The sequence below is a fragment of the Pseudomonas sp. GW822-FHT03F08 genome, from assembly GCF_058801265.1.
The window spans coordinates 539,530-552,751 of sequence record NZ_JBXANC010000001.1 but is presented as its reverse complement, the minus strand read 5'-3'; the positions used below and the strand labels follow the sequence as shown (position 1 = coordinate 552,751).

14 protein-coding genes are annotated in these 13,222 nt (G+C 61.8%); 9 read left to right on the top strand and 5 right to left on the bottom strand.

Translation table 11 applies throughout. The annotated features are described in order from the left end of the window. The first annotated feature begins 15 nt into the window (after window positions 1-15). The 5 genes from pstA to AC1RME_RS02610 all read left to right on the top strand — a co-directional run bounded on the left by pstA (window position 16) and on the right by AC1RME_RS02610 (window position 5,655). Complete coding sequence (gene pstA / locus AC1RME_RS02630; RefSeq protein ID WP_096817169.1) at window positions 16-1,686, top strand: phosphate ABC transporter permease PstA; 1,671 nt, start codon at window positions 16-18, stop codon at window positions 1,684-1,686. 82 nt (window positions 1,687-1,768) lie between these two features. After that, window positions 1,769-2,602: a phosphate ABC transporter ATP-binding protein PstB gene (gene pstB / locus AC1RME_RS02625; RefSeq protein ID WP_065258233.1), complete on the top strand. Its 834-nt coding sequence runs from the start codon at window positions 1,769-1,771 to the stop codon at window positions 2,600-2,602. Between the two features lie 74 nt (window positions 2,603-2,676). Further along, entirely contained in the window at window positions 2,677-3,438 is a 762-nt protein-coding gene (gene phoU / locus AC1RME_RS02620) for a phosphate signaling complex protein PhoU (RefSeq protein ID WP_007954334.1), read from the top strand. A gap of 178 nt (window positions 3,439-3,616) precedes the next feature. Beyond that, window positions 3,617-4,573 carry a response regulator gene (locus AC1RME_RS02615; RefSeq protein WP_096817171.1) on the top strand — a complete coding sequence of 319 codons (957 nt, stop codon included), beginning with the start codon at window positions 3,617-3,619 and terminating at the stop codon, window positions 4,571-4,573. Between the two features lie 185 nt (window positions 4,574-4,758). Next, the gene (locus AC1RME_RS02610; RefSeq protein ID WP_096817172.1) at window positions 4,759-5,655 is read left to right on the top strand and encodes a peptidoglycan DD-metalloendopeptidase family protein; all 897 of its coding nucleotides are present in this window, start codon (window positions 4,759-4,761) and stop codon (window positions 5,653-5,655) included. Between the two features lie 6 nt (window positions 5,656-5,661). Here AC1RME_RS02610 and AC1RME_RS02605 read toward each other — a convergent pair whose 3' ends face one another. From AC1RME_RS02605 to phoB, 3 genes are all read right to left on the bottom strand, one after another. After that, on the bottom strand, window positions 5,662-7,002 hold the full coding sequence (locus AC1RME_RS02605; RefSeq protein WP_096817174.1) for a hemolysin family protein: 1,341 nt from the start codon (window positions 7,000-7,002) through the stop codon (window positions 5,662-5,664). Between the two features lie 111 nt (window positions 7,003-7,113). Beyond that, window positions 7,114-8,400 (bottom strand): phosphate regulon sensor histidine kinase PhoR, encoded by a 1,287-nt coding sequence (phoR, locus tag AC1RME_RS02600; RefSeq protein WP_493090489.1) that lies wholly within the window; start codon window positions 8,398-8,400, stop codon window positions 7,114-7,116. A gap of 74 nt (window positions 8,401-8,474) precedes the next feature. Then, on the bottom strand, window positions 8,475-9,164 hold the full coding sequence (gene phoB / locus AC1RME_RS02595) for a phosphate regulon transcriptional regulator PhoB (protein WP_003229608.1): 690 nt from the start codon (window positions 9,162-9,164) through the stop codon (window positions 8,475-8,477). A 151-nt stretch (window positions 9,165-9,315) separates the two neighbouring features. Here phoB and AC1RME_RS02590 point away from each other — a divergent pair, with 151 nt between their 5' ends. Beyond that, window positions 9,316-9,699 (top strand): COG4315 family predicted lipoprotein, encoded by a 384-nt coding sequence (locus AC1RME_RS02590; protein ID WP_096817176.1) that lies wholly within the window; start codon window positions 9,316-9,318, stop codon window positions 9,697-9,699. A 62-nt stretch (window positions 9,700-9,761) separates the two neighbouring features. On the opposite strand, the gene ubiA is transcribed toward AC1RME_RS02590, so the two are convergent. Then, on the bottom strand, window positions 9,762-10,652 hold the full coding sequence (ubiA, locus tag AC1RME_RS02585; RefSeq protein ID WP_493090407.1) for a 4-hydroxybenzoate octaprenyltransferase: 891 nt from the start codon (window positions 10,650-10,652) through the stop codon (window positions 9,762-9,764). Then, window positions 10,652-11,203 carry a chorismate--pyruvate lyase family protein gene (locus tag AC1RME_RS02580; RefSeq protein WP_493090405.1) on the bottom strand — a complete coding sequence of 184 codons (552 nt, stop codon included), beginning with the start codon at window positions 11,201-11,203 and terminating at the stop codon, window positions 10,652-10,654. The genes ubiA and AC1RME_RS02580 overlap by 1 nt, the downstream gene beginning before the upstream one ends. A 199-nt stretch (window positions 11,204-11,402) precedes the next feature. Here AC1RME_RS02580 and AC1RME_RS02575 point away from each other — a divergent pair, with 199 nt between their 5' ends. The 3 genes from AC1RME_RS02575 (at window position 11,403) to AC1RME_RS02565 (ending at window position 13,207) form a co-directional block, all read left to right on the top strand. Further along, window positions 11,403-11,570: a rubredoxin gene (locus AC1RME_RS02575; protein ID WP_007954349.1), complete on the top strand. Its 168-nt coding sequence runs from the start codon at window positions 11,403-11,405 to the stop codon at window positions 11,568-11,570. Window positions 11,571-11,590: 20 nt separating this feature from the next. Further along, window positions 11,591-12,739, top strand: a complete 1,149-nt coding sequence (locus tag AC1RME_RS02570; RefSeq protein ID WP_493090403.1) for an NAD(P)/FAD-dependent oxidoreductase — start codon at window positions 11,591-11,593, stop codon at window positions 12,737-12,739. Window positions 12,740-12,931: 192 nt separating this feature from the next. Further along, window positions 12,932-13,207 carry an HU family DNA-binding protein gene (locus AC1RME_RS02565; protein WP_003213368.1) on the top strand — a complete coding sequence of 92 codons (276 nt, stop codon included), beginning with the start codon at window positions 12,932-12,934 and terminating at the stop codon, window positions 13,205-13,207. Window positions 13,208-13,222: the final 15 nt, after the last annotated feature.

Here is a 13,222-nt window from a genome sequence, read left to right as displayed (position 1 = left end):
GAAAGGTAGAAGTCTGTGAAACAGAACTCCCTGAATGGATGGTTCAAGAGCGGCGCCCCGGGCGTCTGGATCAGCGGTGGCGCGGTGTCCATCGCGGTCATCATGACCATTGGCCTGCTGGCGGTGATTGCCGTGCGCGGTCTGGGTCACTTCTGGCCGGCGGATCTGATCCACGCCAGCTACGACGTCCCGGGCCAGGGCAATCACCTGGTCATCGGCGAAGTGGTGCAGAAGGAAGAAGTGCCGCGTGCACGTCTGAAGAGCGCCGGTCTGCCGGTGCCGGACGCCGGCCCGGAATTCATGACCCGCGAGCTGATCAAGGTCGGCAACCGTGACCTGAACGGCAACGACTTCACCTGGATCGTCGGCGAGTGGTTGACCAACCAGACCACGCCGCCAGAGCTGATGGCGATCGAGCGTCGCGAGTGGGGCAACTTCTACGGCTACCTGGTCAACGTCAAACAGGACGGCAAGGTCATCGCTGAAGGCGAAGCCGCCTGGCCTGAGCTGCAAGCGCGGATCAACCGTGTGAACGGCCTCGCCGCGCAGCTCAAGTCGCTGGAAAAAACCGACATCGGCGCGATCAACGCCGGTCTCGAGCGCATCCGTCTGCACGGTCGCAAACTGGAACTGGAAGGCAAACTCGACGCCACCGCGCAAGCGGACATGGACGCCGAACGTGCCGAGCTGAACGCCCGTTATCAGGACGTTGAAGCACGTCTGGCCGACCTGCACGCGCAGTTCAACCGTGACGCTTTGACCGCTCGTGATGCCAACGGCAAGGAAATCGAAATCGGTCTGGGCAAGGTGGTTCACGCCTACCAGCCGAACGCCATGAGCACCTTCACCAAGGTCGGTTTCTACTTCAGCAAGATCTGGGAATTCCTGTCCGACGACCCGCGTGAAGCGAACACCGAAGGCGGGATCTTCCCGGCGATCTTCGGCACCGTGATGATGACCCTGATCATGGCGATGATCGTGACCCCGTTCGGCGTGCTGGCGGCGGTGTACCTGCGTGAATACGCCAAGCAGAACGCCCTGACCCGGATCATCCGGATCGCGGTGAACAACCTCGCGGGTGTTCCGGCGATCGTTTACGGCGTGTTCGGCCTGGGCTTCTTTGTCTACGTGCTGGGTGGTTCGGTCGACCGCTTGTTCTTCCCTGAAGCACTGCCGGCACCGACCTTCGGTACGCCGGGTCTGCTCTGGGCTTCGTTGACCCTGGCGCTGCTGGCGGTGCCGGTGGTGATCGTGGCCACCGAAGAAGGCCTGGCGCGGATTCCTCGCACCGTGCGTGAGGGCTCGCTGGCCCTCGGCGCGACCAAGGCTGAAACCCTGTGGAAGATCGTGATCCCGATGGCCAGCCCGGCCATGATGACCGGCATGATCCTCGCCGTGGCCCGCGCCGCTGGTGAAGTGGCGCCGCTGATGCTGGTGGGTGTGGTGAAGCTGGCGCCGTCGCTGCCGGTGGATGGCAACTATCCGTACCTGCACCTGGACCAGAAGATCATGCACCTGGGCTTCCATATTTATGACGTCGGCTTCCAGAGCCCGAACGTCGAAGCCGCACGACCGCTGGTATACGCCACCGCGTTGCTGCTGGTGCTGGTGATCGCCGTGCTCAACCTGTCGGCGGTGTGGATTCGTAACCACCTGCGCGAGAAGTACAAGGCGCTGGACAGCTGATCGCCGTTACAAGAATTGAAGGGCTGCCGGCCTGAATCCCGGCAGCCAACCGAACCGAATTTGTTAGCACAGGGAGCCTCCCATGCAGCACGAAACACATACCCACGGCATCAACATGTCTGCCCTGGGCCGCGACAAGCAGAGCCTGAACCTCGAACAGGAAACCGTGGCCATCGAAGTGCCGGGCCTGAGCCTGTTCTACGGCGAGAAACAAGCGCTGTACGACGTCAGCATGAACATTCCGAAACAGCGCGTGACCGCCTTCATCGGCCCGTCCGGCTGCGGCAAGTCCACGCTGCTGCGTACCTTCAACCGCATGAACGACCTGGTGGATGGCTGCCGTGTCGAAGGCGCGATCAACCTCTACGGCAACAACATCTACCGCAAGGGCGAGGACGTGGCCGAGCTGCGTCGCCGGGTCGGCATGGTGTTCCAGAAGCCTAACCCGTTCCCGAAGACCATCTACGAGAACGTGGTCTACGGCCTGCGCATCCAGGGCATCAACAAGAAACGCATCCTCGACGAAGCCGTCGAGTGGGCGTTGAAAGGCGCGGCCCTGTGGGACGAAGTGAAAGACCGTCTGCATGATTCGGCACTCGGCCTGTCCGGTGGTCAGCAGCAACGTCTGGTGATCGCCCGTACCATCGCCGTGGAGCCGGAAGTGCTGCTGCTCGACGAACCGTGCTCGGCCCTCGACCCGATCTCGACCCTGAAAGTCGAAGAGCTGATCTACGAGCTCAAGTCCAAGTTCACCATCGTCATCGTGACCCACAACATGCAGCAGGCGGCACGGGTGTCCGACTACACGGCGTTCATGTACATGGGCAAACTGGTGGAATTCGGCGACACCGATACCCTGTTCACCAATCCGGCCAAGAAGCAGACCGAAGACTACATCACCGGTCGTTACGGCTAGCAGACACTGGTTGTCGCTCACTGAATTGACGCTGCGGCCCGCCGCACCTTACCGGACGCTCCAAGGACGCCAACATGATTAGTAAAGAAGGCCTTACCCACCACATTTCCGCGCAGTTCAACGCCGAACTGGAAGAAGTGCGCAGCCACCTCCTGGCCATGGGCGGGCTGGTCGAGAAGCAGGTCAACGACGCGGTCACCGCGCTGATCGAGGCCGACTCGGGTCTGGCCCAACAAGTGCGCGAGATCGACGACCAGATCAACCAGATGGAACGCAACATCGACGAAGAATGCCTGCGCATTCTGGCCCGTCGTCAGCCAGCGGCTTCCGACCTGCGTCTGATCATCAGCATCTCCAAGTCGGTGATCGACCTGGAACGCATCGGCGACGAAGCGACCAAGATCGCCCGTCGTGCGATCCAGCTGTGCGAAGAAGGTGAAGCGCCGCGCGGTTACGTCGAAGTGCGTCATATCGGCGACCAGGTGCGCAACATGGTCCGCGATGCGCTGGACGCGTTTGCCCGCTTCGACGCCGATCTGGCGTTGTCGGTGGCGCAGTACGACAAGATCATCGACCGCGAATACAAGACGGCCCTGCGCGAGCTGGCGACCTACATGATGGAAGACCCACGCTCTATTTCGCGGGTCTTGAGCATTATCTGGGTGCTGCGTTCGCTGGAGCGGATCGGCGATCACGCACGCAACATCTCCGAGTTGGTGATTTACCTGGTGCGCGGCACCGACGTGCGCCACATGGGCCTCAAGCGCATGAAGGAAGAAGTTGAAGGAACAAGTGGTGAAACCGCTAATGTTCCGGGCGATGCTGACGATAAGTAAGATTGCCTGAGAAAAGCGCCCGGCCCTTTGGCCGGGCGTTTTTGTTTCTGCTTTTCAGAAGGCAGAAGCGAATTAAAAAGCAGCACCCGCGAACGAAAAGTCCCGGCGTGACTGAAGAGTTTTGGCAATGTGCCATCAGCCAGCGTTATGCTTGCCGGGATTTTAATAGGGGTGTTGGATGAGCAAGATCAGTGTGTTGGTCGTGGACGATGCATCGTTCATTCGTGACCTGGTGAAAAAGTGCCTGCGTAATTACTTCCCGGGGATCCGCACCGAGGACGCCGTCAACGGTAAAAAGGCTCAGGCCATGCTGGCCAAGGAAGCGTTCGACCTGGTCCTGTGCGACTGGGAAATGCCGGAAATGTCCGGCCTCGAACTGCTGACCTGGTGCCGTGAGCAGGACAATCTCAAGACCATGCCGTTCGTCATGGTCACCAGCCGTGGCGACAAGGAAAACGTGGTGCAGGCGATTCAGGCCGGCGTTTCCGGCTACGTCAGCAAGCCGTTCACCAACGAGCAACTGCTGACCAAGGTCAAGCAGGCGCTGAACAAGGTCGGCAAGCTCGACACCCTGATGAACAGCGCCCCGACCAAGATGAATTCGGCGTTCGGCAACGACTCCCTGAGCGCGTTGACGGGCGGCAAGGCAGCGGTCATCGGTTCCGCACCGGCGGCAGCTCCCGTGAATCCGTTTGCCAAGCCTGCTGCAGCGGCCCCGGCACCTGCCGCCGCGCCACAGCGTGGTTTGCTCAACAGCCCGCCCGTGAAAGCACCGGCAGCCTCCGCCGCTCCGGCCAGCGGTCGTGGTCAGGGCCAGCTGCGCCTGCCAAGCGGCACCCAGCAATGCGTGATCAAGGCCCTGAGCATCAAGGAAGCGCTGCTGGTGGTGAAACGCACCGACACCCTGCCGCAGATCCTCGACAGCGCCGTGCTCGATCTGGAGCAGGGCGACAACGCCGAAATCGCCCGCCTCAACGGCTACCTGCACGCCATCGTGGCGCATGAGCAGAAAGCCGACAGCGACTGGCTGCAACTGACCTTCCGTTTCGTCGACCAGGACGCGCAGAAGCTCGACTACATCTCCCGCCTGATCGCACGCGGCACGGCGCAGAAGCACTTCGTTCCGGGCGCGTAAGCGTCGCGGCCAAAAAGGTCGCAGCCTGGGGCAGCCCCGCAAAGGATGGTATTCCAATGCGGGAGCAGCCCAGGGCTGCGACCTTTTGTTTTGTGCTGTGCCAAATTTGAAACATCTGTCGACTAGCCTGGTCTGCTTCAGCTGCTAGGCTCATTCCCAGGCCTTACTCGACAGAACTTTTGCCCATGCCCCTGCGCCTGCTGTTTTTCTGTGGTCTGCTCATGGCCTCCACCTCGACTGTGGCCATGACGATCTACAAATCCACCGATGCCAACGGAGTGGTTTCGTACAGCGACCGTCCGAGCAAAGGCTCCCAGGTGTTCGTGTTTCAGGACCGGATGGTCGAGCGCCTCGAACGCCAGGTCTATCTCGATATCAAGAAGCAGAAGGGCACGGACGTGGTGTTCGTGCGCAACGACCTGTATGCGCCGGTCGAGGTTGCACTGGCGTTTACCGGGATGAGCAACGTGCGTGGCGCACCGGCTGAAACGATCCGCCGGGTGCTGCCGGCGCGCAGCAATACGCGGCTGGCGTTGCTGACGGCGGTGTCCGGCGGCAAGCCGCTGGTGTACACCCCGATGTTCCAGTATTCCCTCGGTGACCCCGCTGGCGCGGCTCAGAGCTATCGCTACCCGTTTCCATGGCGGGGCGGGCCATTCCGTCTGAGTCAGGGTGCCAATGGCGACTACAGCCATTACGGGCCGAAGAACAAATACGCGATGGACATCGCCATGCCGGTCGGTACGCCGATCATCGCGGCGCGGGCCGGTGTGGTGGTGAAGACCGAGAACTCCCAGAGCGGGCGCGGCACCGATCCTTCCGGCAATTTCGTGCGGGTACTGCACGACGACGGCACGATGGGTGTGTATCTGCATCTCAAGCAAGGGTCGGTGGGTGTGCGGGAAGGGCAGCGAGTGGCGGTGGGCAGTCCGCTGGCGCTGTCCGGCAATACCGGCAACAGCAGCGGCCCGCACCTGCACTTCGTGGTGCAGCGCAATACAGGAGGGGGGCTGGTATCGATTCCGTATCAGTTCAACCAGCCACTGGGGGCGTTGCCCAACTTTGCGTTGGGCAAGCGATAATCCCCGTCAGTCGAGCATCAGCACCTTGGCCAGAATGATCTTCGGGCCTTTCATCTTCTTGATGATGATCCGCAGACCTTCGACTTCCAGCACTTCTTCCTCTTCCGGCACCCGTTTCAGGGTTTCATAGATCAGCCCGGCGAGGGTTTCGGCTTCGATGTGATCCAGGTCGATACCCAGCAGGCGCTCGACCTTGAACAGCGGTGTATCGCCCCGTACCAAGAGTTTGCCCGGCTGATAGGCGAGGATGCCGCGCTCGGCCTTGCGGTGTTCGTCCTGGATATCGCCGACCAGCACTTCCAGCACGTCTTCCATGGTCAGGTAGCCGATGATGTTGCCGTCGGCCTCTTCGACCACGGCGAAGTGCGAGCCGCCCTTGCGGAACTGCTCAAGCAGCTGCGACAGCGGCATGTGTCGCGATACGCGCTCCAGCGGACGGGTCAGTTCGGCGAGGTTGAACGACTCGGGAATGTGATCCAGCGCCGCCAGCTCCAGCAGCAGATCCTTGATGTGCAGCAGGCCGACGAACTCCTGGCGCTCGCTGTCGTACACCGGATAGCGGCTGAACTTGTGGCGACGGAACATCGCCAGGATTTCTTTCAGCGGGGCGTTGAACTCGAGGGTGATCAGGTCTTCCCGGGAGTTGGCCCAGTCGACCACTTCCAGCTCGCCCATTTCCACCGCCGAGGCCAGCACGCGCATGCCCTGGTCGCTCGGGTCCTGGCCACGGCTGGAGTGCAGGATCAGTTTCAGTTCTTCACGGCTGTAGTGGTGCTCGTGATGCGGGCCGGGTTCACCTTGCCCTGCGATGCGCAGGATGGTGTTGGCGCTGGCGTTGAGCAGGTAGATCGCCGGGTACATGGCCCAGTAGAACAGGTACAGCGGCACCGCCGTCCACAGCGACAGCAATTCGGGTTTGCGGATCGCCCAGGATTTGGGTGCGAGTTCGCCGACCACGATGTGCAGGTAGGAAATGATGAAGAACGCGGTGAAGAACGAAATGCCTTTGACGACTTCGGCCGACTGCACGCCGACCGCGCTCAGCAGCGGCTCGAGAATGTGCGCGAACGCCGGCTCGCCGACCCAGCCCAGGCCGAGGGAGGCGAGGGTGATACCGAGCTGGCACGCCGAGAGGTAAGCATCGAGCTGACTGTGCACCGTGCGCAGGATGTGCCCGCGCCAGCCATGCTGTTCAGCGATGGCTTCGACCCGGGTCGAGCGCAGTTTGACCATGGCGAACTCCGCCGCAACGAAGAAGCCGTTGAGCAGAACCAGGATCAGAGCGAAAAGAATCATGCCGAAATCGGCGAAAATGGTAGCGAGGGACAAGCCAGGGGAAGGGTCCATGATGGAGTTTTGCGGGTTCCGTGTGATTCGTAAGAGAGAAGAAATCGCGCCTGAAAGGCAGGCGCAAGTCAGCCAATGTAGCGGCTGACCTGGCGATTGCCTAGTCCGGCATTACTCAGCGGCGCTGATGACCCGTGCCTGGGCGACCTGCGCCGGGGCGAAATGGCAGGTGAATGTGCTGCCATGGCCGGGCACGCTGCTGATCTCCATCCGCGCGCGGTGGCGCAGCAACACGTGTTTGACGATGGCCAGGCCCAGGCCCGTGCCGCCGGTGTTGGAGTTGCGGCTGGAGTCGACGCGATAGAAGCGTTCGGTCAGGCGCGGCAGGTGTTTGCTGTCGATGCCGATCCCCGAATCCTGCACGCTCAGGTGCGCGCCCTGATCGTCGCCCCACCAGCGGATGCGGATATTGCCTTCGGCCGGGGTGTATTTGACGGCGTTGAACACCAGGTTGGAAAACGCACTGCGCAGTTCCGCCTCGCTGCCCTTGAGCAGGATGCTGGTATCGGCTTCCAGGGTGATGCGCTGATTCTTTGAGCCTGACAACTGCTGCGCATCGCTCTTGATCGACTGCAGCAGGGTGTCGATGTGCACGGGCTGGTTGTCCGACGGGTAATCGGTGGCTTCCAGCTTGGCCAGCAGCAGCAAGTCGTTGAGCAGGGTTTGCATGCGCCCGCCCTGTTGCTGCATCTGCTGCAGGGCGCGGTTCCAGCGCGGGTTCACTTCCTCGACGTTGTCGAGCAGGGTCTCCAGGTAGCCACAGATTACCGTCAGCGGGGTACGCAGCTCATGGGAGACGTTGGCGATGAAGTCTTTGCGCATCTGTTCCAGCTGATGGATGCGCGTGACGTCGCGCACCAGCATCAAGTGTTCGTTGTTGCCGTAGCGCGTGAGGTACAGCTGGATGCGCACGCGGTCATTGGTCGGCGAGGGGATTTCCAGCGGTTCGGCGTAGCTTTCCTGCTCGAAGTATTCCTTGAAGCGCGGATGGCGAACCAGGTTGGTCACGGGTTGGCCGCTGTCCTGTGGGGTTTTCAGGCCGAGCAGGGTTTCGGCGGCGCGGTTCCACCATTCCAGGTTGCCGTCGCTGTCGAGCATGATCACTGCGTCTTTCAGCGCGGCGGTGGATTCCTGAACGCGGTCGATCACCGCTTGCAGGCGTCCGCGTACCCGTTGGTCGCGGCGTTGCAGGTGGTAGATGCTGTCGAATACTTCACCCCACAGGCCATAGCCGTCGGGCGGTGCTTCATCGGGTTGGTGCAGGCGCAGCCATTCGTGCAGGCGCAGCAGTTGCTTGAGCGTCCAGGCCAGGTACAGGCCCAGTCCCGCCGCCAGACTCCAGCCGTAGTAGCCGGTGATCAGGCCGATCACCAGGCAGCCGGTGACCAGCAACAGCATGTGGCGAATCAGGGTGCCATGCCAGTTTTGGTTCACGGAAAATGCGGTCCTTGTCTGCGGGGAGGGCGCTCGGCTCAGGCCTTGGTGGAGAACCGATAGCCAGTGCCGCGCACGGTTTGTACCAGATTTTCGTAGGCGTCGCCGAGCGCCTTGCGCAGGCGTCGGATGTGCACGTCGACCGTGCGCTCTTCAACATAGACGTTGCCGCCCCAGACCTGGTCCAGCAACTGGCCACGAGTGTAGGCACGTTCCTGGTGGGTCATGAAGAATTGCAGCAGACGGTATTCGGTCGGGCCCATTTCGGCCGGACGGCCGTCGATGGTCACGCGGTGGCTGATCGGGTCGAGCAGCAGACCGCCGACTTCGATTGGCGCTTCGCCATCGGTCGGACCGGCGCGACGCAGCACGGCCTTGAGGCGTGCTACCAGTTCGCGTGGGGAAAACGGTTTGGTGATGTAGTCGTCGGCGCCGACTTCCAGACCCTGGATCTTGTTGTCTTCTTCGCCCTTGGCGGTGAGCATGATGATCGGGATGTCCCCGGTCAGCTCGTCACGCTTGAGGCGGCGGGCCAGCTCGATGCCGGAGGTGCCGGGCAGCATCCAGTCGAGCAGGATCAGGTCCGGTTTGCGGTCGACGATAATGGCGTGCGCCTGCTGCGAGTTCTCTGCCTCGAGGCAGTCATAGCCGGCCATTTCCAACGCAACGGCGATCATTTCGCGAATGGGCGCTTCGTCGTCGACGATCAGAATGCTCCTGCCAACCATGCCTTAATCCTCTTGTCATTTAACTGTCTTGCGCCGCATTAGATAACGGAATTATTGCAGTCGTGTGACAGTATTTTAGTCCAGCGGCGATTGTGCAGATCCTGAACTAAGCTCTAAGTCCGAATCCTGACAACCACAAAAGAAGGTTTCCATGACTCAAATGACTGCTTCCTTTAAGGCATTGCTGATGGCGGCCGCCCTGACTCTTCCTGGACTGGCGATGGCGGCCGAGCCGGCCATGATGAAAGACGGCATGATGGTCGATCACAAAGGCATGACCGTTTACACGTTCGACAAGGACGCTGGCGGCAAGTCGATGTGCAACGGCGATTGCGCCAAGAACTGGCCACCGATGATGGCTCCGGCGGGCGCCAAGGCCGAAGGCAAATGGACGGTCATCAAACGTGATGACGGCATGATGCAATACGCCTACGACGGCAAGCCGTTGTATACGTTCATGAAGGACGAGAAGCCTGGAGAGATGAAAGGCGATGGGATGAAGGACGTGTGGCACGTGGTTCACGAGCACAAGTAAGCCATTGGCAGTGAGCTGGATCGCGGCCCGCAGGCATTGCCTCGGGCCGCGATGCTTTGAGGTCAGCGCAACGCGTAATCCAGCACGATCCCGACGAAAATCGCCAAACCGGCCCAGTGGTTGTGCAGGAACGCCTTGAAGCACCGCATCCGGTCGCGATCACGGGTGTACCAGAACTCCCAGGCGTAGCACCCGGCCGCCACCAGCAGGCCGAGGTGGAACCACATTCCCAACTCGAACTTCGACCCGGCCAGCAACAGGCAGCCCAGCGACAGGGTCTGCAAGGTCAGGATGATCACCCGGTCCGCTTCGCCGAACAGGATCGCCGTGGATTTCACGCCGATCTTCAGGTCATCGTCGCGGTCGGTCATCGCGTAATAGGTGTCGTAACCCACCGTCCACAGCAGGTTGGCGATCCACAGCAGCCAGGCCGTCGCCGGCAGTTCACCGGTTTCGGCGGTGAACGCCATCGGCATGCCCCAGGAAAACGCCGCGCCCAGCACCACCTGCGGGTAATAGGTGTAGCGCTTCATGAACGGGTAAGTGAACGCCAGCGCCAGGCCACCCAGCGACAACCAGATCGTCGCGGCGTTGGTGCACAGCACCAGCAGGAAACTCACGCCCATCAGCAGGGCGAAGAATACCAGCGCCTCTTTCGAACTGATCCGGCCGGCGGCCAGCGGGCGTTCGGCAGTGCGCTTCACATGCCCGTCGACCTTGCGGTCAGCCCAGTCATTGATCACGCAACCGCCGGCGCGGGTCAGTACCACGCCGAGGACGAAAATCACGATGTTGGCCAGCGACGGCGAGCCTTTGCCGGCAATCCACAGGGCCCAGAGCGTCGGCCACAGCAGCAGGTAAATGCCGATCGGCTTGTCCATCCGGGTCAACTGAATGAAATCCCAGGCACGCGGGTTCAGGCGATTCAGGGATTTGAGCAGGCTCTGATACATCAGCAGTTCTCCGGACGGGTGCGGACGGCTTCCCACAGCGTAGGCAGGAAAATCTCCACCACCAGTACGCTCAATGCACCACGGTCGAAACGCGAGCGGCGGCCCCACAGTCCGGGAGCCCGGGAATCCTCGGGCAGCCAGTGTTCCGGGTAATGGCAGACTTCGATGGCGCGCCGCTGGAACGCGTGATCGCAGAACAGCAGTTCGCCCAGCGAGCGGCTGCCCAACTCATCCATATGCAATCCATCGCCCTGCAAGGCACTGCGCGACGCCACGCTGCGGGCGAACACCCAGGCCTCGCCATGACCGCGCAGATACACCTCGCGCACCCAGCCTTCGCTGCCTTCGGCCAGCTCCAGCGCCGCGCATTCGTCGTCGCGCAGGGTCTGCCAGCCTTCGAACAGCGGCGTGACGCTGAAGCCGTCATCGGACAGGCGGGTCAGGCGGCGGGTCAGGGAGCCTTCGTCGAACAGCCAGTCGAGCGTGGACGTGTCGGGGAGGGGGTTCAGGTGGCTTTGCAGGCGCCACAGCGGGGCGTTTTTGAGTTGCACAATGAGTCATTATTGGCAGCAAATGAGGCGGCGAGCTTACCATGGCGAACCGCGAGTTTGATTGATCCGGGCCGCCATTGCGCCGAACAGGCTTGCATCTGGCCGGTACGATCAGTACAAAACGCCCTGAGCCGGACGGCAGCGCTGCACCATCGACCGTCCGCGCCGGCTAAAGCCTGAACCCTGAGGAAGTACCTGAATGAAGAAGTGGCAATGTGTGGTCTGCGGCCTGATCTATAACGAAGCCGATGGCTGGCCGGACGACGGCATCGCGCCGGGCACCCTGTGGCAGGACGTGCCGGAAGACTGGCTGTGCCCTGACTGCGGCGTCGGCAAGATGGACTTCGAAATGATCGAAATCAACTGAGCACCCACAAGGAGTAAGGCATGAGCGCACCTGTCGTAATTGTCGGCACCGGGCTGGCGGGTTACAACCTGGCCCGCGAGTTTCGCAAACTCGATGGCGAAACCCCGCTGCTGTTGATTACCGCCGATGACGGTCGTTCCTACTCCAAGCCGATGCTCTCCACCGGCTTCGGCAAGAACAAGGACGCCGACGGCCTGAGCATGGCCGAACCTGGCGCCATGGCCGAGCAATTGAAGGCCGAGATTCGCACGCACACCCGCATCAGCGGTATCGACGCGGGCCACAAGCGGTTGTGGATCGGTGAGGAAGCGGTGAGCTATCGCGACCTGATCCTCGCCTGGGGTGCCGAAACCGTGCGTGTGCCGATTGAAGGCGATGGCGCGGATCTTGTGTTCCCGATCAACGATCTCGAAGACTACGCACGGTTTCGCGCGGCGGCGGCGGGCAAGCGTCGGGTGTTGCTGCTCGGCGCCGGGCTGATTGGCTGCGAGTTCGCCAACGACCTGATCCTCGGCGGCTATGAGGTGCAACTGGTTGCGCCGTGCGAGCAAGTGATGCCGACCCTGCTGCACCCGGCCGCTGCGGCAGCGGTGCAGGCCGGGCTGGAAAGCCTCGGTGCGCGTTTCCACCTCGGCCCGGTGCTGACCCGACTGCAAAAAGTCGCCGATGGACTGGAAGCCAACCTGTCCGACGGCCAGGTTGTCCCTTGCGATGTGGTGGTGTCGGCCATCGGTCTGCGCCCACGGATCGATCTGGCGGCAGCAGCCGGTATCCAGACCAATCGCGGCGTGATGGTCGACCGCCATCTGCAAACCTCTCACGCCAACATTTACGCCTTGGGCGACTGCGCCGAGGTCGACGGGCTGAATCTTTTGTACGTGATGCCCCTCATGAGTTGTGCGCGAGCGCTGGCACAGACCTTGGCCGGCAACCCGACGGCGGTGAACTACGGGCCGATGCCGATCACGGTTAAAACGCCGGTCTGCCCGCTGGTGGTTTCGCCGCCGCCACGGGGCCGCGAAGGCGTCTGGACGGTCGAAGGGCAGGGGGCCGACGTCAAGGCGCTGTGTCACGACGCAGAAGGGCAATTGCTCGGTTATGCCCTGACGGGCGCGGCGGTGATGGAAAAACTCGCGCTGAACAAACAGCTTCCGGCCTTGCTGGCGTAAATACTGGTCGTTCTGTCGGAATCACCCCGCTTTTGCCCCCACAAAGGTCGCGGGGAGACTGGCGCCGCCCTTAACCGCGTGCCATCCTCACTCCCGTCTGCCGCAGAGTAGAGCCTGCGGCGCCTTGGGCGCTGTTCCAACGAGAACAGCACGGACATAACAACAAAAAACCGACTCAAAGGGGCTTCACTAATGCGTAAACCAGAACTCGCCGCTGCAATCGCTGAAAAAGCGGATCTGACCAAAGAGCAGGCCAACCGCGTTCTCAACGCCGTCCTCGAAGAAATCACCGGCGCCCTGCATCGCAAGGACAGCGTCACGCTGGTGGGCTTCGGCACCTTCCTGCAACGCCATCGCGGTGCCCGCACCGGCAAAAACCCGCAAACCGGTGAGCCGGTGAAGATCAAGGCCAGCAACACCGTTGCGTTTAAGCCAGGCAAATCGTTGAAAGACAGCGTCAATCCATAATTGCGGCGCACTCCC